The organism is Winogradskyella sp. MIT101101 (genome assembly GCF_047126865.1).
GTDB lineage: Bacteria > Bacteroidota > Bacteroidia > Flavobacteriales > Flavobacteriaceae > Winogradskyella > Winogradskyella ouciana.
In genome coordinates this window covers 1,604,678-1,626,769 of record NZ_CP138982.1, presented here as the reverse complement: position 1 = coordinate 1,626,769, position 22,092 = coordinate 1,604,678, and the positions used below count along the sequence as shown (strand labels likewise).

The 22,092-nt window shown below is 35.0% G+C and carries 18 protein-coding genes; 17 read left to right on the top strand and 1 reads right to left on the bottom strand.

All coding sequences use genetic code 11. The annotated features are described in order from the left end of the window. Positions 1 to 81 precede the first annotated feature (81 nt). The 7 genes from ruvA (at position 82) to SIB89_RS07470 (ending at position 12,690) form a co-directional block, all read left to right on the top strand. Positions 82 to 663, top strand: coding sequence for a Holliday junction branch migration protein RuvA (gene ruvA, locus SIB89_RS07500; protein ID WP_155088687.1), 582 nt, complete (start codon positions 82 to 84; stop codon positions 661 to 663). Next, entirely contained in the window at positions 663 to 7,961 is a 7,299-nt protein-coding gene (gene sprA, locus SIB89_RS07495) for a cell surface protein SprA (protein WP_412561750.1), read from the top strand. The genes ruvA and sprA overlap by 1 nt, the downstream gene beginning before the upstream one ends. A gap of 74 nt (positions 7,962 to 8,035) precedes the next feature. Continuing rightward, a complete protein-coding gene (gene gcvH, locus SIB89_RS07490) occupies positions 8,036 to 8,416 on the top strand; it encodes a glycine cleavage system protein GcvH (RefSeq protein ID WP_155088683.1) in 381 nt (126 codons plus the stop codon). Beyond that, a complete protein-coding gene (locus SIB89_RS07485; protein WP_412561749.1) occupies positions 8,409 to 8,771 on the top strand; it encodes a VanZ family protein in 363 nt (120 codons plus the stop codon). The genes gcvH and SIB89_RS07485 overlap by 8 nt, the downstream gene beginning before the upstream one ends. A 63-nt stretch (positions 8,772 to 8,834) precedes the next feature. Continuing rightward, complete coding sequence (locus tag SIB89_RS07480) at positions 8,835 to 9,563, top strand: energy transducer TonB (RefSeq protein WP_155088680.1); 729 nt, start codon at positions 8,835 to 8,837, stop codon at positions 9,561 to 9,563. A 119-nt stretch (positions 9,564 to 9,682) separates the two neighbouring features. After that, a complete protein-coding gene (locus SIB89_RS07475; protein WP_412561748.1) occupies positions 9,683 to 10,477 on the top strand; it encodes an energy transducer TonB in 795 nt (264 codons plus the stop codon). A 110-nt stretch (positions 10,478 to 10,587) separates the two neighbouring features. Then, entirely contained in the window at positions 10,588 to 12,690 is a 2,103-nt protein-coding gene (locus SIB89_RS07470; protein WP_412561747.1) for a gliding motility protein RemB, read from the top strand. Here the strand turns inward: SIB89_RS07470 and SIB89_RS07465 are convergent. Beyond that, the gene (locus tag SIB89_RS07465) at positions 12,687 to 13,577 is read right to left on the bottom strand and encodes an MBL fold metallo-hydrolase (RefSeq protein WP_412561746.1); all 891 of its coding nucleotides are present in this window, start codon (positions 13,575 to 13,577) and stop codon (positions 12,687 to 12,689) included. The genes SIB89_RS07470 and SIB89_RS07465 overlap by 4 nt on opposite strands. A gap of 148 nt (positions 13,578 to 13,725) precedes the next feature. Between SIB89_RS07465 and cyoE the strand changes: the two genes are divergently transcribed. The 10 genes from cyoE to SIB89_RS07415 all read left to right on the top strand — a co-directional run bounded on the left by cyoE (position 13,726) and on the right by SIB89_RS07415 (position 22,080). Then, positions 13,726 to 14,619: a heme o synthase gene (gene cyoE / locus SIB89_RS07460; protein WP_412561745.1), complete on the top strand. Its 894-nt coding sequence runs from the start codon at positions 13,726 to 13,728 to the stop codon at positions 14,617 to 14,619. 3 nt (positions 14,620 to 14,622) lie between these two features. Continuing rightward, a complete protein-coding gene (locus SIB89_RS07455; protein WP_412561744.1) occupies positions 14,623 to 15,213 on the top strand; it encodes a heme-copper oxidase subunit III in 591 nt (196 codons plus the stop codon). A 135-nt stretch (positions 15,214 to 15,348) separates the two neighbouring features. Then, positions 15,349 to 16,350 carry a cytochrome c oxidase subunit 3 gene (locus SIB89_RS07450; RefSeq protein ID WP_273289557.1) on the top strand — a complete coding sequence of 334 codons (1,002 nt, stop codon included), beginning with the start codon at positions 15,349 to 15,351 and terminating at the stop codon, positions 16,348 to 16,350. Positions 16,351 to 16,371: 21 nt separating this feature from the next. Beyond that, the gene (locus SIB89_RS07445; protein WP_155088669.1) at positions 16,372 to 16,818 is read left to right on the top strand and encodes a cytochrome C oxidase subunit IV family protein; all 447 of its coding nucleotides are present in this window, start codon (positions 16,372 to 16,374) and stop codon (positions 16,816 to 16,818) included. 94 nt (positions 16,819 to 16,912) lie between these two features. Further along, positions 16,913 to 17,623: a hypothetical protein gene (locus SIB89_RS07440; protein WP_412561743.1), complete on the top strand. Its 711-nt coding sequence runs from the start codon at positions 16,913 to 16,915 to the stop codon at positions 17,621 to 17,623. After that, complete coding sequence (locus SIB89_RS07435; RefSeq protein WP_412561742.1) at positions 17,616 to 18,371, top strand: SCO family protein; 756 nt, start codon at positions 17,616 to 17,618, stop codon at positions 18,369 to 18,371. Before SIB89_RS07440 ends, SIB89_RS07435 begins: the two co-directional genes overlap by 8 nt. 44 nt (positions 18,372 to 18,415) lie before the next feature. After that, positions 18,416 to 18,943 carry a DUF420 domain-containing protein gene (locus SIB89_RS07430; RefSeq protein ID WP_412561741.1) on the top strand — a complete coding sequence of 176 codons (528 nt, stop codon included), beginning with the start codon at positions 18,416 to 18,418 and terminating at the stop codon, positions 18,941 to 18,943. A 2-nt stretch (positions 18,944 to 18,945) separates the two neighbouring features. Then, on the top strand, positions 18,946 to 19,188 hold the full coding sequence (locus SIB89_RS07425) for a hypothetical protein (RefSeq protein ID WP_155088661.1): 243 nt from the start codon (positions 18,946 to 18,948) through the stop codon (positions 19,186 to 19,188). A 139-nt stretch (positions 19,189 to 19,327) separates the two neighbouring features. Next, a complete protein-coding gene (locus SIB89_RS07420) occupies positions 19,328 to 20,770 on the top strand; it encodes a TolC family protein (RefSeq protein ID WP_412561740.1) in 1,443 nt (480 codons plus the stop codon). A 2-nt stretch (positions 20,771 to 20,772) separates the two neighbouring features. Further along, entirely contained in the window at positions 20,773 to 22,080 is a 1,308-nt protein-coding gene (locus SIB89_RS07415) for an efflux RND transporter periplasmic adaptor subunit (RefSeq protein WP_412561739.1), read from the top strand. Positions 22,081 to 22,092 lie beyond the last annotated feature (12 nt).

The following is a 22,092-nucleotide window of genomic DNA, read 5'->3' as shown; positions in this document are numbered from 1 at the left end:
TTTTTATGGCAAAACAAAAATGTCATTTTATGCATTTTGGTAAGTTTTGATTAGTGTTGATCTAAGGAGATAGCTAAATTTATGATTACGCACTTAGAGGGCAAACTTGTTGAAAAAAATCCTACAGATGTTGTGATAGATTGCAATGGTGTAGGGTATTTTATTAATATATCACTTCATACCTTTTCTCAAATTCCAGATAGGGAACATTTAAGATTATATACTTATTTACAGGTTAGGGAAGATTCACATAGTCTTTATGGGTTTTCGTCTAAAACCGAGCGAGAAATTTTCAAATTACTGATTTCTGTTAGTGGCATAGGCGCAAATACTGCCCGTACTATGTTATCATCTCTAACTCCAGACCAGGTAAAGGAAGGTATTGCTGGTGAGGATGTGGCATTAATACAGAGTGTTAAGGGTATAGGTGCGAAAACGGCACAGCGTGTTATTATTGACCTAAAGGACAAAGTGTTAAAAGTCTATGGCATTGATGAACTTTCTCTAATACCAAACAATACGAATAAAGATGAAGCGTTATCTGCTTTAGACGTTTTAGGATTTAATAAAAAACAGTCTGAAAAAGTAGTTGATAGAATTTTAAAGTCCCAACCAGACGCCCAAGTAGAGCAAATTATTAAAGATGCTCTTAAAAACTTATAATGCAATTGAATAAAACTAACTATACTCAATTAAAATCAATACGTTTTTGCCTTTCGTTAGTGCTTATGATGCTAATGAGTGCATTAGCCTTCGCCCAAGAAGAGGGCACTGAACAAGATTCTACCAAAACCACATTTGCATTAGGGAAACTTAAGATGCCAAATCCCAGTAGTATTGAATCCAAATACACCTACGATCCTATTTTAGACCGATACATCTATACTGAGAAAATAGGCAGTTTCAATATTAATTACCCTTTGATTCTTACACCAGAGGAATTCCAGAGATTGGTACTTCAAGAAAGATTGAAAGAATACTATAAGCGAATGGCAGATGCTGCTGCTGGTCAAAAAGAAGGATCGGAAGAAGATCAAAAGAATTTATTGCCAGAGTTTTACGTTAATTCAGGTTTATTTGAAACTATTTTTGGTGGTAATACGATAAATATTGTTCCTAGCGGTTATGCAGAGGTAGACTTAGGTGTGTTGTTCTCAAAACAAGATAACCCGGCATTTTCACCGAGAAATAGAACTAATTTCACGTTTGATTTTGACCAGAGAATAGGAATAAGTTTACTAGGTAAAGTCGGTACACGTTTACAGGTAACCGCAAATTATGATACTGAAGCTACGTTTGACTTTCAACAACTAGTAAAGTTAGAATATACTCCAACAGAAGATGACATTGTCCGCAAAATAGAAGTCGGTAACGTCAATATGCCTTTAAACAGTTCGTTGATAACTGGAGCACAAAGCCTGTTTGGTGTTAAAACCGAACTTCAGTTTGGTAAAACACGAGTTACAGCTGTTTTTTCTGAGCAGCAATCTCAATCGAGATCAGTGACTGCTCAAGGAGGAGGGACATTAGAAGAGTTCGAATTTTTCGCAAGAGATTATGATGAGAACAGACACTATTTCTTGTCACATTATTTTAGGGATAATTACGATAATGCTTTATTGCAATACCCATTTATTGACAATCAAGGACTTCAGATTACAAGGGTAGAGGTTTGGGTAACCAATAGGAATAACCAAACAGATAATGTTAGAAATGTGGTTGCTTTTCAGGATTTAGGTGAATCCGAAGCTGAAAATATTGGGTTAGAGCCTTTACCAGCGGGTTTTGTAAATAATCCTGGAGCTCTACCAGATAATGAGAACAATGATTTTGACCCAACGAATATTGGAGGTCCTGGTTCATTGTTAACAGAATCAGTGAGAGACATAACAAATGTTGAAGCTGGAGTTCAAGTGCCTGTTGACGAAGGATTTGATTATGGAAAGCTTGAAGCTGCAAGAAAACTTAGAGAAGGTCAAGATTATGTTTTGAACTCAGAGTTAGGATACATCTCTTTAAATCAACGTTTGCTTAATGATGAGGTCTTAGCTGTTGCCTTTCAGTATACGCGTGGTGGCGAAGTATTTCAGGTGGGTGAATTTGCCAATGATGGTGTAGATGCTACGGAAGTAAGCGATGGCAATAATGGCAATCAAATAATTAATAACCAGAGTTTGGTTTTAAAAATGCTAAAGAGTGCTGTGACTTCTGTTGAGCAGCCAATCTGGGATTTAATGATGAAAAATATCTACGACACTGGTGCGTTTCAGTTAAGTCCAGAAGATTTTAGACTGAATATTTTTTATACAGAAGCGTCTCCTGTCAATTATATTAGACCTGTTGAAGGCACAACCTTTCCTCCTTTTGATAATAACACACCATTTACGGGAGATGATACGGAAATCAATGAAACCCCTTTACTTCGTATTTTTCATTTAGATCGACTCAATTTTAATAATGACCCACAAGAACGTGGTGATGGGTTCTTTGATTATGTGCCAGGTTTAACGGTAATACCACAAAATGGTAAAATTGTTTTTACTAAGGCTGAGCCTTTCGGTCGCTATTTATTTGATGTGTTAGATGATGATGGCAACCCAAATAACAACGATACGGACTACGAGCAAGATACTTACGCTAATGAGAATCAAGAAAAGTATGTTTACGATTTACTCTATAAATCCACAAAAACACAAGCTTTAGACGAAGCTGAGAAGAATAAATTCCAAATCAAAGGACGCTTTAAAAGTAGTGGTGGTGATGGAGGTATTCCTATTGGTGCATTTAATGTGCCAAGAGGCTCGGTAAGGGTTACAGCAGGCGGACGACTACTTGTAGAAGGTATTGACTATACAGTAAATTACCAATTAGGACGTGTAGAGATTTTAGATGAAGCCTTAAAAGCATCTAACACACCAATTAACGTTTCTGTTGAAAATAATGCAGTGTTCGGACAGCAAACCAGACGTTTTACAGGTGTTAATTTAGAGCATCAATTTAACGAAAACTTTGTTCTTGGTGCAACAATTCTAAACCTTAACGAACGACCAATTACACAAAAGGCTAATTTTAATTCTGAACCCATTAACAACACTATATTTGGTTTCAATGGTAATTACTCTACTGAAGTACCATTTTTAACCAGAATGGTTAATAAGCTTCCAAATATAGATACGGATGTGCCATCTAACCTTTCTGTTAGAGGTGAGTTTGCTTATTTATTACCAGGTGCACCAAACGGAACGGATTTCAATGGTGAAGCCACAGCTTATATTGACGACTTTGAAGGGACACAAGGTTCTATCGATTTATTAAGCCCTCTATCTTGGTTTTTGTCGAGTCGTCCTAAAGAATTACCAGCAACCATACCAGGTAATGACGACAATGGGATACAAAATGGTTATGGTAGAGCATTTTTAAACTGGTACACCATTGACCCTATTTTTTACAGTAACCAAAGACCAGGTGGTATCACAGATGATGATGTCTCTAATCTATATACCAGACGTGTATTTATAGAAGAGATTTTCCCGGAAGTAGATATAGTACAAGGGCAAACATCGGTAATAAATACTTTAGATTTAGCATACTATCCTACAGAACGTGGGCCATATAATTTTGATCCTAATGCAACCGATGATACTTTGAACCCTAACCAAAGTTGGGCAGGTATTACAAGACAGATTACATCTACTGATTTTGAACAAGCCAATGTAGAGTATATTGAATTTTGGGTACAAGATCCATTTTTGGATAACCCAACAAGTTCTGGAGGAAAACTGTATGTGAACCTTGGAAATATTTCCGAAGATATCTTAAAAGATGGTAAGAAACAGTTTGAAAATGGACTTCCGGAAGACGGAAATATCGAATTTTTACAACCAGATCCACTACAACCAGAAGCACCCTATGTTGTACCTCAAAGTCAATCCTTAATATACACATTTGCGACAACTGGGCAAGAGCGTGCCAATCAAGATGTGGGTTATGATGGCTACGATGATGTAGAAGAAAGCCAAATGTTAACTGAAATTTATGGGGCCAATAATTTTGGTGAAGATCCTGCAAGAGATAACTATACCTATTACTTAAATACAGATGGAAATATTTTTGAGCGTTATAAGCAATATAATGGACAGGAAGGTAACACGCCAGATGTATTTACGGATACCAACAGAGGTTCTACAACACAACCAGACGTAGAGGATATTAATAGAGATAACACAATGAATACCATTGATAGTTATTTTCAATATGAAGTTGATATGAACCCAACGAATCTTAATATCAACAATCCACAAATTAATGATGTTAAGTTGAGAACTGTAACCTTGCCTAACGGAGACGAACGGGAAGTATCATGGTATCAATTTAGATTACCGATAAATGAACCTACCGATGCTATAGGAGGTATTACTGATATTAGATCTGTGCGTTTTGCACGTTTATACCTGAGAGAATTTCAAGAAAACACGGTCTTGCGATTTGCTACTTTAGATTTGGTAAGAAGTGATTGGAGACGTTATACCTTAGACTTAGATAACGACCCAACAAACAATAGTGCCGATGCAGAATTTAATGTTGCCATAGTTGGTGTACAAGAAAATGATGGGGATTATGTTATTCCACCTGGCGTAAGACGTGAAGAATTAAATAATAACAATAATATTATAAGGCAAAACGAGCAATCCTTAGTATTACAGGCTTGTGAGTTAGAACCAGAAGATTCTCGAGGTGTCTTTAAGAATATCAATGTAGATATGCGTCAGTATAAAAACTTGCGTATGTTTTTGCATGCTGAAGCACAAGAAGGGCAAACTCTAGACGAAGGAGAGATGATTGCCTTTATTAGAATGGGTAATGATTTTACTCAAAATTTCTATCAAATTGAAGTGCCGCTTTTACCAACGGATTTGGTTGATGGTAATTTACCAATTGAAGAACGTGTCTGGCCTTCTGTTAATGAAATAAATATTCCATTAGAAATCCTTCAGCAAATAAAATCCAAAGGTATCTTCGACCAATCCTTATCTAATGAAGATCCTACGTTTTATGATGTGGTCGATGGGCAATTAAACGAAACACCAGTTGCTGAATTTTCACCATTACCTACGGGTCAACAACGTGTCGCTATAAAAGGTAACCCTAATTTTGGTGATGTAAGAGTGTTAATGGTTGGTGTTAAAAACTCAGGTAATACCGGAATGAATTCTTGTGGAGAGGTTTGGTTTAATGAGTTGCGCATGTCGGAGTTAGATAATGAAGGCGGTTGGGCAGCTGTAGTGAGTATGGATTCTAATATTGCTGACTTTGCAAATGTAAGTGCAACAGGACGACGCAGTACTATCGGATTTGGAGGTATCGAACAGTCACCTAATGAGCGAAGCCGAGAAGATGTAAAACAATATGATGTTGTAACTAATGTACAGTTAGGCCAGTTGTTGCCAAAAGAATGGGGTTTACAGATTCCATTTAACTATGCGCAAAGCGAAGAAATTATTACACCTCAGTATGATGAGTTTTATCGCGATATTGAATTGCAAACACAGTTGGATAATACAACCAACCAAGATTCCATTCTTAAGGTAAACGAGAATTATACCAAAAGAAAAAGTATCAACTTTATAGGTGTAAGAAAACAAAGAACTACTGATAAGGAAAAACGATTTTATGATATTGAAAATTTAACGCTCAACTATTCATACAATAAAGTAGAACATCGCGATTTTGAGATTGAGAATTCATTAGATCAGAATGTGAGGGCAGGTGTCAACTACAATTATGCTTTTAATCCTTTAAGAATAGAACCTTTTAAAAAGAATGATTCATTATTTACAGGCAAATACTGGAAGATCTTAAAAGATTTTAACCTCAATTTATTGCCATCAAGTTTTTCGGTCAATACAGATATTAATAGACAATTTAGCAAACAGAAATTTAGGGAAGTTGAGTTAGGTGGAGATAATATAGGTATCGAAGAATTGTTTAGAAGAAACTACACTTTCGATTTTCAATATGTCATTAACTATAATCTTACGGATGCATTAAGTTTAAACTTTACGGCTGCAAACAGTAATATTGTTCGTAATTACTTTATTGATGATCGCATCAACGGAAGACAAGACCCAGAGTTAAATGTTTGGGATGGCTTCTTCGATTTTGGAGATCCGAATTTTCAAACACAGCAGCTACAAGTTAATTATGAAGTGCCGCTTTATAAAATACCAGCTCTAAGTTTTTTACGAGCTACTTATGCCTACAATGGTACTTTTCAGTGGCAAAAAGGCTCGGATCTAAATGAGGGACTACTACTAGAAGATCCAGATAATCCCGGAACTTTTGATTCATTTAACTTGGGACATTCCATTCAGAATTCTAATACCCATAACATCAATTCTACGCTTAATATGGAGACCCTATATAAATCCATTGGCTTAGAGAGAAAAGGTAACCAGAGAAATAGAGGAAGAACAAGAACTGCCACTCCAAGAACACGTACAGCAACACCAGATCCTAATGCTAATAATAGTCAAGCAAATGATCCAAATAAATTAAGCGCAGGAAAAAAAGCATATAATACTTTGATAGATGTTGTAACTATGGTAAAACGTATTCAGTTTGGTTATACTGAAAACAATGGTACATTCTTACCAGGTTATTTACCAACACCTGGTTTTATAGGTACACTGCGACCAACTTGGGGTTACACATTTGGAAGCCAAAGAGATATTAGAAGTTTAGTAGCCAGAGAAGGTTGGCTAACTACATTCCCAGAATTTAATCAGCAATACACAGAAGTGACCAATAAAACATTAGATTATTCTGTAAATGTTGAACCGATGAGAGACTTAAAAATAGACTTAATTGGTAACAGAACCTATGCTGAGAACATAACTGAGAATTTTAGAGGGCTAGATAATGATAATGATGGCCTTAGTGATGAATATGAAGATTTAATTACCAACTCATTTGGTAACTTTAATATTTCAACCGCACTAATAAAAACCGCGTTTAGTACAAGTGATGAAAACCAATCCGCTGCTTTTGACGATTTTAGAGCCAACCGTCTAATTATTGCTAATCGTTTGGCTAGAGAATTTTATGGAACAAATACCTTCGCAACAGATGCAGAAGGTTATCCGTTAGGATTCGGTAAAAATAGTCAACGCGTACTTTTACCAGCGTTCTTATCGGCTTACCAAGGTGCCAATCCAGAGAAAGTAAGTACCAGCGCATTTAGAGATGTACCAATTCCTAACTGGACATTGAAATATACTGGTTTAATGAAAATTCCATGGTTTAAGAAAACCTTTAGACGTTTTTCAATTCAGCATGGTTATCGTTCACGCTATACAATTAATCAGTTTAGAACCAATTTAGATTTTGTTGCTGGAGATAGAGGCGAAGCGTATGGTGACCAACCAGACGATGCATTAGATCAATCGGGTAATTTTAAAAATCAAACCTTATATAGTAATATTAACCTAGAAGAGCAATTCAGTCCTTTGATTCGTCTTGAGTTTGAGATGAAAAATTCCATCAAAGTTTTGGCAGAGGTTAAAACCGATAGATTATTGTCATTGAGTTTCGATAATAATTTAATGACAGAAATACAAGGCAAAGAATACACCCTAGGCTTGGGTTATCGTATAAAAGATTTAAGGATTCGCTCTGCGCTTGCTGGTGCAAAACAAATTGTAAAAAGTGACTTAAACATGCGTGCTGATATATCCGTAAGAGATAATAAAACCATCATAAGGTATTTGGATTTAGAGAACAATCAAGTTACGGCAGGTCAGACCATTTGGGGACTAAAGTACACGGCAGACTATGCCTTCAGCAAAAATTTAACGGCCATTTTCTATTTCGATTACACCTTTTCTGACTTTGCAATTTCTACATCATTTCCACAGACCTCATTACGATCAGGAATTACATTGCGTTATAACTTCGGAAATTAATTTTCCACGTTAATTTTGAAAACAAGAAATTAAAAAATTACATTTGTTTCATTAATATATTACAACACTAAAGAATGAACATACCATCAGAATTAAAGTACACCAAAGACCACGAATGGATTAAGATAGAAGGCGATATTGCAACCGTTGGCATTACTGATTTTGCGCAGGGAGAATTAGGGGACATCGTTTATGTAGAAGTAGATACCTTAGATGAAACGCTTGAGATTGAAGAGGTGTTTGGTACTGTTGAAGCTGTAAAGACGGTTTCAGATTTGTTCTTACCACTTTCTGGAGAGATTGTTGAGTTTAACGAAAGCTTAGAAGATGAGCCAGAGAAGGTAAATACAGACCCTTACGGAGATGGTTGGATGATTAAATTGAAATTCTCTGACGAATCCCAAATAGACAACCTCCTTTCAGCAGACGATTATAAAGCCATTATAAGTGGTTAAAAAATTGCTATTGCCAGTAACGGTAATTTATACCGTAGCTCTGGTTATTGCGAGCTTAATCAACCTAAGCGGAGTGCCAAGTCTTGGGTCGTCTTTCGATGATAAAATTTATCATTTTTTCGCCTATTTTGGATTAGCGTTTTTATGGATATCCTATTTTAAACCCATCAAAAAAAAGTACACCTTAACAGTTGTATTAATCGGTTTAATTTTATTTGGAATATTGTTAGAACTCATTCAGCATCAGCTCAACCCAAACAGAACATATGATAATTTTGATTTAATGGCAAACTGTTTAGGTGTTATCATTGGCACATTAATTGCAGCTAGATTAAATATAATTAAGTTAAAATAAACTGAAGTTTTGCTTTTTTAGCTATTATTTAGTTAAATTAGCAACACTATAAAAGAAAGTACTATGGAACCTAAAAAGAATCCAAAATCTGATGTAAGCCGTAACAGCTCTCTCTATTTTGCTGTTGGACTTGCCTTAATGCTGGGTATCACCTACATGGCAATCAATTACAAAACGTATGATAAGAGCGATATTGTTGCAGATACGCTTAACTTAGATGATGATTTAGAAGAAGAAATACCAATCACAGAACAGATTATTACTCCACCACCTCCACCACCTCCACCACCTGCTGCTCCAGAAATTATTGAAGTTGTAGAGGATGAAGAAGAAGTAGAGGAGACAGTAATTGAATCTACCGAAACTGAAATGGATACAGAAATTGTTGAAGTAGAAGAAGTAGAGGTAGAAGAAGTAGAAGAAGATATTGAGGTACCTTTTCATGTAATTGAAAATGTGGCTGTATTTCCTGGGTGTGAAAACAAAAAAGGAAATGCCGCAAAGAAAGATTGCATGAATGAAAAGGTAAACAAGTTCATTAATAAGAAATTTAACACCGAATTAGCAAGTGATTTAGGTTTACCTCCAGGTAGAAAAAGAATCTTTGTACAGTTTAAGGTAGATAAAGCTGGTAATGTTACAAGTATTGTAGCACGTGGACCACACCCAGGTCTAGAAAAAGAAGCTAAACGTGTTATAGGTCAATTACCTAAAATGAAACCAGGTAAGCAAAGAGGAAAAGCAGTGGTAATGCCATTCTCTATTCCTATTGTGTTCCAAGTACAAGACTAAAAGAGAAATAACTTTTTTAAATATCAAAAATCCCGTTCAAAATTAATTGGACGGGATTTTCTTTTTGGTATGCTTATTGTGACTTTATCATAATATTAACATTTTAAATAATACGTATTATGAAAAATTCTAAAAAAACCTTCAATGGTGTTGGTCAGAACACTAAAGGAGTAAAGAAGTCACAAAAGCATGATGCAAATTTACAAAAAAACTCAACCCTATATTTTCAAATAGGGTTGATTCTTTGTCTATTGGGCACATATTCGCTTTTTGAAATGCAGTTTCAGGAAAAGAAAATTATTCCTGATACTGTAACAATTGACGAAGTTGCTACAATTGATGTAGCACCGAACTATCGGGTGGAAAAAGTAAAAGTAGAGAAACCAGAGCCTAAAGTTGAACGCAGTAAGGTCTTGACTGAGAAGTTTAAGGAAGTTGAGAATAACACTCCAGAGATCGAAGCTAAGATCTTCACTCCAGACGCGCCAGATACAACAACTAAACCTGTTGATCTGGGTAGTTTACCAGATGATGAACCCATAGAGGAAGAGATATTTGTCCCTTTTTCAAAAATTGAAAAAGTGCCAGTCTACCCAGGTTGCGAAAAAAAGAAGACCAATGAAGACAAGAGGCAATGTATGTCTGATAAGATAAACAAATTGGTAGGTAAAAAATTCAATACTGGTATTGCTGAAGAATATGGCATAACAGGATTTCAAAGAATTCACACTCAGTTCACCGTAGATAAAAACGGACATGTTACTGATGTAAAAATAAAAGGACCTCATCCTGAATTAGAAAAAGAAGCAAAACGTGTTATTGATAAAATACCACACATGAAACCAGGTTATCAAAGAGATCAGCCAGTAGGTGTTATTTATACGTTACCAATTGTCTTTGATATAAAAAATTAAAGAAGTACACTTTAAAATAATTAAAACCGTTATCATTTTTGGTAACGGTTTTTGTTTTAGGGTTACTAAAAAAATTGAGTATCTTTCGACCAGTAAATTCTGTCTTTTCCATGAAGCGTATTTGGCTTGTAACTTTTTTATTCATTTCATTGATAGGTAATACCCAAACCCTTTCTGCATACGAAAAACCACCTGTTTTTAGTGAATGTGACTCGTTAGCCGTAGAGCAATTAAAGCCTTGTTTTAATTACACCTTAAATAATTTCATATTTAAAAACTTTCAAGTGCCTCAAATTGTCACTGACGAAGAGTATAAAGGTGATGTGCAGGTGTTGTTCGAAGTTGATAAGAAAGGTGAGTTTAAAGTGGTATATGTAGATGCCATTTATGATGAATTAAAAGATGAAACCAAACGTGTGTTTGGTGTATTGCCAAAAATTAAACCCGCCACTTACAATGGTAAGCCCACCTTTGTGCAATACAGTTTAAGTATTTCTATTCCATTGACAGAGCCTGTTAAGGAAACCATAGAATCAAATGATGAGCAAAAATCTGATGAAGCTAGCCTCAATGCTACATTATCCAATGAGTTTGATGCTATTAATGCTGAACTTAAACCTTATGAAAAATTAGAGTATAGCAGTCAGTTAAATATACCCTTTACACATTCATATTATGCGCGCTTTGATGATGAAATGAACGCCATTGGCACTAATAGCCACACAGCGGCAAAACCATTTGTGTATAGTGATGTGGCACGATATTATGACATTAAAGCAGAAAAAGAAAGTCTAGCAAAAGAAACTGATTCTTGGTTGGGTAGAAAGTTGTACAATGAACACTTGGTAAAGGTACAAGGTAAAGACTATTGGTTTACGGTAGACCCTATTTTAGATTTACAAGTTGGTGCTGACTCTGAAGCTGATGATGGCACTTGGAATAATACGAGAGGTGTTTTTATACAGGCAGGTTTAGGAAAACGATTTAATTTATCTGCATCGGTTTATGAAAGTCAAGGACGTTTTGCGGATTATTTTAACCGCTATGCTGAAAGTTTGAAAGCATTTGGGCCAGATCCTGCAATAATTCCTGGTCGTGGAATTGCCAAACGTTTTAAGGAAAACTCATACGATTATCCTGTTGCAGAAGCCTATTTATCTTATACACCAGCCGACTTTTTAAATATCCAATTCGGACATGGGAAAAATTTTATTGGTGATGGTTATCGCTCTTTACTTCAAAGTGATGTTGCCAGCCCATATCCGTTTTTAAAATTGAATGCCAGTTTTTGGAAAATTAAATATACGAGTACTTGGATGTGGTTAAAAGATGTACGCCCAGAAGTGGTTGAGGATAAAGCGTTTTTAACCAAGTATATGGCAAACCATTATTTGAGTTGGAACGTATCTAAGCGTTTAAACATCGGATTGTTTGAATCTGTAATGTGGGCTGACGACAATGGTAGAGGATTTGATGTCAACTATTTAAATCCAATTATATTTTTTAGAGCCATTGAGTTTCAGACTGGTCAAGGAGCTGGTAATGCCATTTTGGGATTAAGCGGAAAATATAAATGGAATAACAAAGTAAATCTATATGGTCAGTTCATTATAGATGAATTCTCATTGAGTGATGTTACAGGTGGTAATAAAAGTTGGAAGAACAAATTCGGATTTCAATTAGGAGCAAAATACTTTAACGCATTTAAGGTGGATAACTTATTACTGCAAGCTGAGTACAACCAAGTACGTCCTTATACCTATTCTCATAATACCGAAATTTTGAATTACGGACATTTTAACCAGCCTATGGCACATCTTTGGGGAGCTAACTTCAGGGAGTTGGTGTTAATAGGAAGATATAATTACAAACGCTGGTTTGCAGATGCCAAAATAATCATAGGACAACGAGGCTTTGACTTTAATACAGAAGAAGACAGTTTTGCTTATGGAGGAGATATTTACACCAACGAAAATGATCGTGTTGGTGATACAGGTATAACCATTGGACAGGGAAATAAAACCAATAGCTTTATGTGGGAACAGCAAATGGGTTATTTGGTAAATCCTGAAACCAACTTAAAACTATTTGCCAATATTATTTTCAGGGATTTTAATCCTGGAGCTATTACAGCAACAACAATGGATTCAAATACACTTTGGTTTAGCATTGGTGTAAGAACAGACTTGTTTAATTGGTATAATGATTTTTAGTACTTGTCTTCTTTCAGGCTTTTATAAAAAGTCAATCGCATTTTCTCACTATTAATGTAACCAGTCCCATAACCTAAATCGTCATAAGTTTTAGTAATGCTTGAGTCTGTTTTAACTTCATCCTCGGTTTTGCCATTGTCAATTGCCTTTTGAACTTTGTCCCTTATAGTTTCAAGCATGGTCAAAAAATCCTTGTATTCTTCTTTATTGGATACTTTACCATGACCAGGAATAATTTTGGTGTCTTCATCAATGACCATTAATCCGCGTTTTGTAGCTTCAATATAACCGTTTACACTTCCTCCAGAATCTAAATCGATATAAGGATATCGGCAATTAAAATAAGTGTCTCCCGTATGAAGTACATTACTTTCGGTAAAATATAAAATGGCATCACCATCTGTATGCGCATTTGCTACGTGAAATACAGCTATACTTTCATCATTAATAGTTATACTGAGTTTGTCATTAAAGGTAATAACAGGTAAAGCTTCCTCAGGTCTATAACTTCCATCACGTTGTTTATCCTGCAAACGCTTTTTTACATTGTCGTGCGCAATTATTGTGGCTCCAGCTTCAGCCATGTTTTCGTTTCCGCCTGTATGGTCGCCATGATGATGCGTATTTACCAAATATTTTAAAGGCTTGTCAGTTAAAGCTTTTATAGCAGTCAAAATCTTTTCAGACAAAGGAGCAAACTGATCATCAATAATAAAAACACCATCTTCACCAACCGAAACACCGATGTTGCCTCCAGCCCCTTCGAGCATATAGGTATGTTCAGAAAGTTGAGTTGTCTTTATTTCTACTTTATCAAAACGACCTTGAGCATATATTGAGGTTGAAAAAAGAAATAGAATAATCAATATGTATTGTGAAGATTTCATAATATGAATTTTATGTGCTTTAGTCTTATAAAAATAAGCATTATTGGGCTACTTTATAAACCAAAATTAAAACTAGGTCTTACGTTGGTTAAAATTAAATTTCAGAGTATCTTTGCACTCGCTAAGAATAGGACAAAACGCTAACGATTTGGCTAATACAAAATCTTCATTATCAAAAGCTTCTGTGGTTACTGATTTTAAGGAAATCACTAAAATGGGCTTGTCCATAAGTGTGGTGTTTTCTGCGCTTGCAGGTTATCTTCTTGGTGCTGAAACTATAAATTATACAACCCTTATTCTATTAGCTTTAGGTGGCTATTTTATGGTTGGTGCATCTAATGCTTACAATCAAATTATTGAGCGCGACTTAGATGCGTTGATGGACCGAACAAAAAATAGGCCTATACCTGCCGGTAGAATGTCTGTAAATACAGCATTCATTATAGCGACTTCGTTTACTGTCTTAGGTATTATCACCTTGTATATCATCAACCCTAAAACAGCAATGTGGGGAGCGATATCCATATTTTTATATACTAGTGTCTATACGCCTTTAAAAACCAAAACACCTTTGGCAGTATTTGTTGGAGCTCTCCCAGGAGCGATTCCATTTATGTTAGGCTGGGTTGCAGCGCGAAATGGTTTTGGTATTGAAGCGGGAACGCTGTTCGCGATTCAGTTTTTTTGGCAGTTTCCACATTTTTGGGCCATAGGATGGTTTTTATATGAAGACTACGAAAAAGGAGGCTTTTTTATGCTGCCAACAGGTAAACCGGATAAAGGGACCGCTGTACAGATAATAGTTTATTGTATATGGACGGTTGTGGTGTCTATTATTCCGGTATTAGGGTTCACAGGTGATTTAAAACTATCAATAGTAGGTGCAATACTGGTCTTTATGTTAGGAATGCTAATGTTGATATTTGCAATGCGATTGTTTCAGCAGAGAACGGCAAAGGCGGCTAAGCAGCTAATGCTATCGAGTGTATTTTATATTACCATGCTTCAGATTATATATGTAGCGGATAAATTTTTGAGATAAATAATGGATTTAACAGAAGGAACACCAGAAGAAAAAAGAGTAAGATCTAAAAAGATGATGCTCTGGTTTGGTATAGGGTCGCTTATAATGTCATTTGCTGCATGGGCAAGTGCATTTTTGGTGAGTAAAAAGCAACGTTTAGATAAAGATTGGCTGACTAACTTTGATTTGCCAAGTGCATTTCTTATCAGTATAGCGGTTATTGTACTTAGTAGCTTCACGTTTATATTGGCCAAGAACGCCTTAAAGCGAGGCAATAGACAAATGACCAGCGTTTGGTTAATGACAACATTTGTTCTTGGTTTGGTTTTTATTTTCAATCAATTTGAAGGCTTTAATCAGATAATTGAAGATGGTCACTATTTTACAGGGCCATCTAGTAATATTACGGTGACATATATTTATTTTATTGCAGCGGCTCATATTGCTCACGTTGTAGTAGGGCTTATATGTCTTTTAGTTGTAATTTATAATCATTTTAAACAGAAGTATAGTGCCAACAATATGTTAGGTTTAGAATTGGCAGGTAACTTTTGGCATTTTGTTGATATACTGTGGATTTGCCTGTTTTTGTTCCTTTACTTTTTTAAATAATTATAATATATTTTTTAATACTGTAAATGGTTAATTAGAGTAGCTCTAGACTTAGCTTCAAAATTTACACATTGGTATTTCTAAAGATGAATAAATTGATTATTTTTGTCCAATCTTAAAATTTAAATAATTTCTATGGATTCTACAGTAGCAAGTACTGGCACAGAAGGAAAAACTTGGGGAGGCGGAAATCAACCGCTTAAGGCAAGTTATGGTAAGTTGATGATGTGGTTTTTCATTGTTTCTGATGCACTGACATTTTCTGGTTTCTTAGCAGCTTATGGCTTTTCTAGATTTAAGTTTATAAAAGAATGGCCAATTGCAGACGAGGTATTTACCCACGTTCCATTTTTACATGGACAGGAATTACCAATGATCTATGTAGCATTCATGACATTTATTCTTATTATGTCTTCTGTAACTATGGTATTAGCTGTAGATGCAGGGCATCATATGAACAAAGCCAAAGTTACCTTATACATGTTCTTAACCATTATAGGTGGTGCGATATTCGTAGGGTCTCAGGCTTGGGAATGGGCAACATTTATACAAGGAGATTATGGAGCTGTACAAACTAAAGGTGGAAACATTTTACAGTTTGGCGAGTATGTTAATGTTGATGGTGAAGAGAAGTTTAAGCGTATTTCAATAGATGAATTTGCTGTGTCAATTCCAGATGTTCGTGTTGAGCATGAGCGTAGTAATGGTTTATGGTTTAGAGAAGAAGCGAACTTACCTCCTTACACAGTCAATGAGATTTACACAGGTTTAGCTGCTAATGACAATATTTTAGTAAGAACCCAGATTATTAATGATGAGGGCGAAAAAACAGTACTTTCTAGAGAAGAATCCCTAAAACAAATAAGAGATAACGGAAAATTGGTTGTTAAAGGTGCTAATTTGCATGTTAATGAATACGGAACAGCATTGTTTGCTGATTTCTTCTTCTTTATTACTGGTTTTCACGGATTCCACGTATTTTCTGGTGTAGTGATTAACATTATTATTTTCTTTAATGTTATTCTTGGTACCTACGAGCGAAGAGGAAGTTATGAAATGGTTGAAAAAGTTGGATTGTACTGGCACTTTGTCGATTTAGTTTGGGTATTTGTATTTACATTCTTCTACTTAGTTTAAAAAAGCATTTAAGATTCAGTTATGGCACACGAACATAAATTAGAAATATTTAGAGGACTTTGGAAATTTAAGTCTAACACACAAAAAATTTGGGGAGTTTTGATTTTCTTAACTTTTGTGACTGCTATAGAGGTTGTACTTGGTATTTACAAACCAGACGTCTTAATGAGCGTATGGATTAACCCTATTGAAGGTGGCTTTTTTGCGACCTTGGCAAATATCATATTGTCACCATTCGTTTATATGAAGCCCTTAAATCTAATCTTCATTCTCTTAACAATAGTAAAGGCATATTATATTACTTGGGACTTTATGCACATGAGAGATGAAACCAAAGCGTTAAGACGTATGGTGGTTTGGACAGCAGTTTTCTTAATCTGTTATTTAATCTTTATCTTATTGCAAGAAGGTGGTTATGTATTTGATGTATATAATAATGATAAAGCTATAATTAAAAGAGATTTTTAAACTCAAAATATTTACGATAACACTTAGCTTGTTAAAGTGTTAAATAACATATTAAAAGGTGGTTTTTCTAAACCACCTTTTTTATTTTTGCAGTATGGAAATAAGTAAAAGAAAACGCTATATTATTCTGAGCATTTTGTTCTTTTTACCTGTAGCGTTCATTATCATAATGTTGCTCTCTAAAGAAAACTATAATCCTTTAGATGTTGTAAAAGAAAATATTTCCGAATTACCAGCAAACAGAGATAGTATTCAATTAAAAGACCATATTACGGTATTATCCTTTTTGGGTGAAAAACCAATGAATAACTCTATTGCAGCTTTAAATTTAAAGGAGCTGGTATATGACAGAAACAAAGGTTTTAAAACCTTTCAGGTCGTTGTAATGTTACCTCATGAAGCTAAACAAGAAGCTGAGGAATTACTCACGGAAATTAAATCTTACGAAGACTTAAGGTTTTGGCACATGGTATATGCTGATGACTCTGAAATTGAAAGAGTTTTCAATAGTTTAAAATCTGATGTAAAATTGGACAACAACTTGGCTTGCAATTCAGTATTTATAGTAGATAAAGACTTAAAACAAAGAGGACGTTTAGACGATAGAACAGATAAACAGATAGAGAACGAAGAACCAATTTATGGACTCTATGACTACGATTGTATACAAGTTGCAGAGTTAAAAAATAAAATGGCAGCAGAAGATATGCGTGTTTTGTTTAAAGAATACAGAGACAAGCGCAAAGGGGATTTTGATGAATCTAACAAGAGGCGCGAAAATGAGATAAAACAAAGTGATGAGTAAGAAAACAAATTATTCTTATGTAGGTATTGCATTTGTCATTCTAATCTTTGGAATTATTTTCATTCCAAAGATTGTGGATAGAATAACCAACGACGATATTACTAGAGATGGAATCCGAAGTAAAGATGTTTCCACTGAAGTGGGTTCAAAAAGTACCAAAAGCGATTTAGCATACCTTGAGATTAATGGTCAACCAAAAAAAGTCCCAGCATTTAGTTTTACCAATCAAGAAGGACAAACCATTACCAATGAAGATTATTTAGGTAAAGTTTATGTGGTTGAATTTTTCTTTACCACTTGCCCAACGATTTGTCCTATAATGAATCGTAATTTGGTTGAGGTTCAAAACCATTTTAAAGATTTTAAAAACTTTGGTGTGGCCTCATTTACAATCACACCAGAGATTGATACACCAGAAGTTTTAAAAGCCTATGCCGACCATTATGGTATTACCAACCCTAACTGGCATTTATTGACAGGAGATGAAGACGCTATTTATAAATTGGCCAACGAAGGGTTTAACCTCTACACGGCCAAGGATGAAACTGTTGAGGGCGGATTTGAGCATTCAGGAAACTTTGCATTAATAGATAAAGAAGGTTTTATACGTTCTAGAAGAGATAGTTTTGATAACCCTTTAATTTTTTATAATGGGTTAATTCCTGAAGCTGACGTAACGGATGAGGATGGAATTCCACAAGAAATCACCATCTTAAAAGAAGATATTGCTAAACTGTTAAAAGAATAAATGTGTCACCTTGAGCACAGTCGAAAGGTCTTAGATAAAAATATATGAATTTAAATTCCAACATAGAAAAAGAAAAAAAATACAATAAATGGATCGTAATACTTTCAATAGTAATTCCATTAGTTGTAGCATTATTATTTGGTGTAAAAATAGATATGGAACTTCCTTTATTTTTACCGCCTATCTATGCAATGATTAATGCATTAACAGCTTTAGTATTGATAGTTGCATTTATTATGATAAAAAATGGAAAAATAAAACTTCATGAACGCTTAATGAAATTTGCCATAATTTTATCTGTGCTATTCTTGGTAATGTATGTTTTGTATCACATGACAAGTGATTCTACATCGTATGAAGGAGCTTACAGAGGGGTTTATTTATTCATTTTAATTAGCCATATAATATTATCTGTAGCTGTTATTCCTTTTGTGCTAATTACATACGTAAGAGCCATTACCAATAATATAGAGCGTCACAAAAAGATTGCCAGAATCACTTTTCCGCTTTGGCTGTATGTAGCCGTAACAGGTGTTGTGGTTTACATTATGATTTCACCTTTTTACGCATAAGCATGAAACGCAAAGCCATCTTTTTTCTTTTTTCTTGTCTCTTTTTCCTAAAAGGGTCAGCACAATGTGCTATGTGTAGAGCTGTTTTAGAAAGTGGTGAAGATCAATCAGCGGCAGAAGGCATTAATGACGGGATTATGTTTCTTATGGCAGTGCCCTATATTTTGGTCGGTGTATTAGGCTACATAGCGTATAGGACGTATAATAAATCGCTAAAGCCTAAAAATACAGAAGAAAGTGTGTAACATTTTATGAGCTTTATAGTCTTACTGTTGTCTCATAAATTTAAGAGTACAAAGGCCTGTGATAATTAAATTTACTAGTTATTACAGATTTTAATCCTATAGTGTAACACTTTAGCATTTATATAGACAAATAGACATCATGAAAAAATCAACCATAATAATAGTACTTCTTTTAGGGTTTTTTGCTCAAGCGCAAAATAAAAAATGGACACTAAAGGAGTGCGTTCAATATGCTTTAGAAAATAATATCTCAGTAAAGCAAAGCGAACTGGATATAGAATTAGCAGAAATAGAAAAGCTCACTGCTAAGGGTAATTTTATTCCAAGCCTTAACTTAGGAGCTGGTGTTTCTGAGAATACGGGTTTAAGTTTCAACCCTATTACCAATAATGCACAGACAACAACATTCCTATCTGCTTCAGGGAATATTAATATAGGTTATACTTTATTTGACGGTCTTAGAAATATTAGACAACTACAACGTGCAGATATGTCTAAATTGGCAAGTCAGTATCGTTTAGATAAGATGAAAGATGACATTTCACTTTTTGTTGCTAATGGATATTTAACTGTTATTTTAAATAAAGCCAATTTAGAGGTGCTGAGATCGCAAAATGAAGTGACTCAAGAGCAGATTCAAAGAACTCAAGAGTTGGTTGATGCGGGTTCATTACCGAGAGGTGATTTGTTAGAAATACAAGCGACCAACGCTAGTGAGCAACAACAAATAATCAATGCAGAGAATAACGTACAGATATCATTGATAAGTCTTGCACAATTACTTTTAATTAAGGATTACGAAAACTTTGATATTGAGGATGAGGGCTATAATATTGTTGATGATGGAGTTGCAAGTAGAGATGTCGAAGAAATTATTGCGGCTGCAAAAGAAAATAGATCTGAAATTAAAATAGCAGAGCAAAATGTAGATTTAGCTGAGATAGACTTAAAAATCGCTAAAGGTGCTAATTTGCCAACTTTAGGTGCGTTTTTTGGATATAATACACGTTATGCAAATACACCAGGATTCATTCAGCAGATAGATCCAGATAACCCTACAGTGACACAACAAATAGGTACAGTCGAAGATACAGGGCAAGCCGTTATCGGAACGTTTCCAAATACATTTCCGGTCGAGGTAGCCGCTGATCCGTTTGTAGATCAATTATATCAGAACGATGGTATTGGTTATGGGCTTCAACTTAATATTCCTGTTCTAAATGGGTTTAATACTAAAGCTAGTGTACAGAGAAGTAGAGTAGGTTTAGAACGTTCTAAATTTCAATTAGAACAGGCAGAGCTGGACTTAGAGTCAACTGTATATCAAGCGTATGTGGATGCCAAAGGAGCTTTAAAATCTTATGAAGCAGCACAATTAGCTTTAGAGTCTCAAGAATTAGCATACAATTACGCCAAAGAACGCTATGATGTTGGGCTAACTAACGCATTTGACTTTAGTCAATCTAAACTAAGGTACGATAATGCAAAAATTGAATTAAACAGAGCAAAATACGATTACATATTTAAATTGAAGGTTATCGAATTATATTTTGGAATTCCTGCAACTGAATTAAAATTTTAATTATGAGTAAAACAGTAAAAATTATCATCGGAATCGTCATTCTTGTACTTATCTTGCTAGTTACAGGATCTAAAATGGGATGGTTCGGAAAAAAGGGAAACTTTAAAGAAGTCACTGTTAAAGAGGTTACTACTATGGATATTGTAGAAACCGTTTCAGCTACAGGTAAGATTCAACCAGAAGTTGAGGTGAAAATATCTTCAGAAGTATCTGGTGAAATCTTAGAATTGCCATTCAAGGAAGGTCAAGAAGTGAAAAAAGGTGACTTATTAGTTAGAGTAAATCCAGATTTAATTCAATCAGCAGTAAGTAGGTCTCAAGCTTCTTATCAAAATGTAAGAGCAGGATTGGAGCAGGCAGAAGCAAACCTAAAACAAGCCAAGGCAGATTACGATAGAAGTAAAACTCTTTTTGAAAAAGGAGTGATTTCTAAAGCAGATTGGGACAGAGCCATTGCAGCTTATGAAACAGCCGAGGCTAATAAAAGTTCGGCTTATTATAGTGTGCAAAGTGCAGCAGCAACCGTAAATGAGGCCAAAGATAATTTAACCAGAACCACGATATATGCTCCTATGAGCGGTACTATATCTATGCTCAATGTTGAGTTGGGTGAACGCGTTGTAGGTACACAACAGATGGCTGGTACCGAAATTTTACGTGTAGCCAATCTGAAAAATATGGAAGTTGAGGTAGATGTTAATGAGAATGACATTGTAAAAGTGAGTATCGGAGACTCTACGATTGTTGAAGTAGATGCTTATCTAAAAATGGAATTTAAAGGTATTGTTACAGAAATTGCAAACTCTGCGGCTGGTAATTTAGCAGCAGACCAAGTCACAAACTTTAAAGTTAAGGTTAGAATTCTTGAAGAGTCATATAAAGACCTAACTGAAGGAAAACCAGAAACCTATTCACCTTTTAGACCAGGTATGACAGCTACAGTTGACATCATTACTAAAACACGTAAAGATGCTATAGCTGTGCCAATTAGCGCCATCGTTATAAAAACCGATACTAGTGCTACTAAGAAACCTTTTGGTAAATCACCTGAAATGGGAAATAGCGAGACACAAGTAGATGAAGAGAAATTTGAATGTGTCTTTGTCAATGATGGAGGTAAAGCGAAACTTAAAGTTGTTGAGACAGGCATACAGGATGATACCTATATTGAGATTGTTTCTGGCTTGAGTAAAGACGATAAGATTATAACGGGTCCATATAACGTAGTCTCTAAAACTTTAAATCCAGGAGATTTAATTGAAGAAAAAAATAATCAAGTAAGCACTTCTGAGGACAAAGAAGAAGAGTAATTTAACAGATAT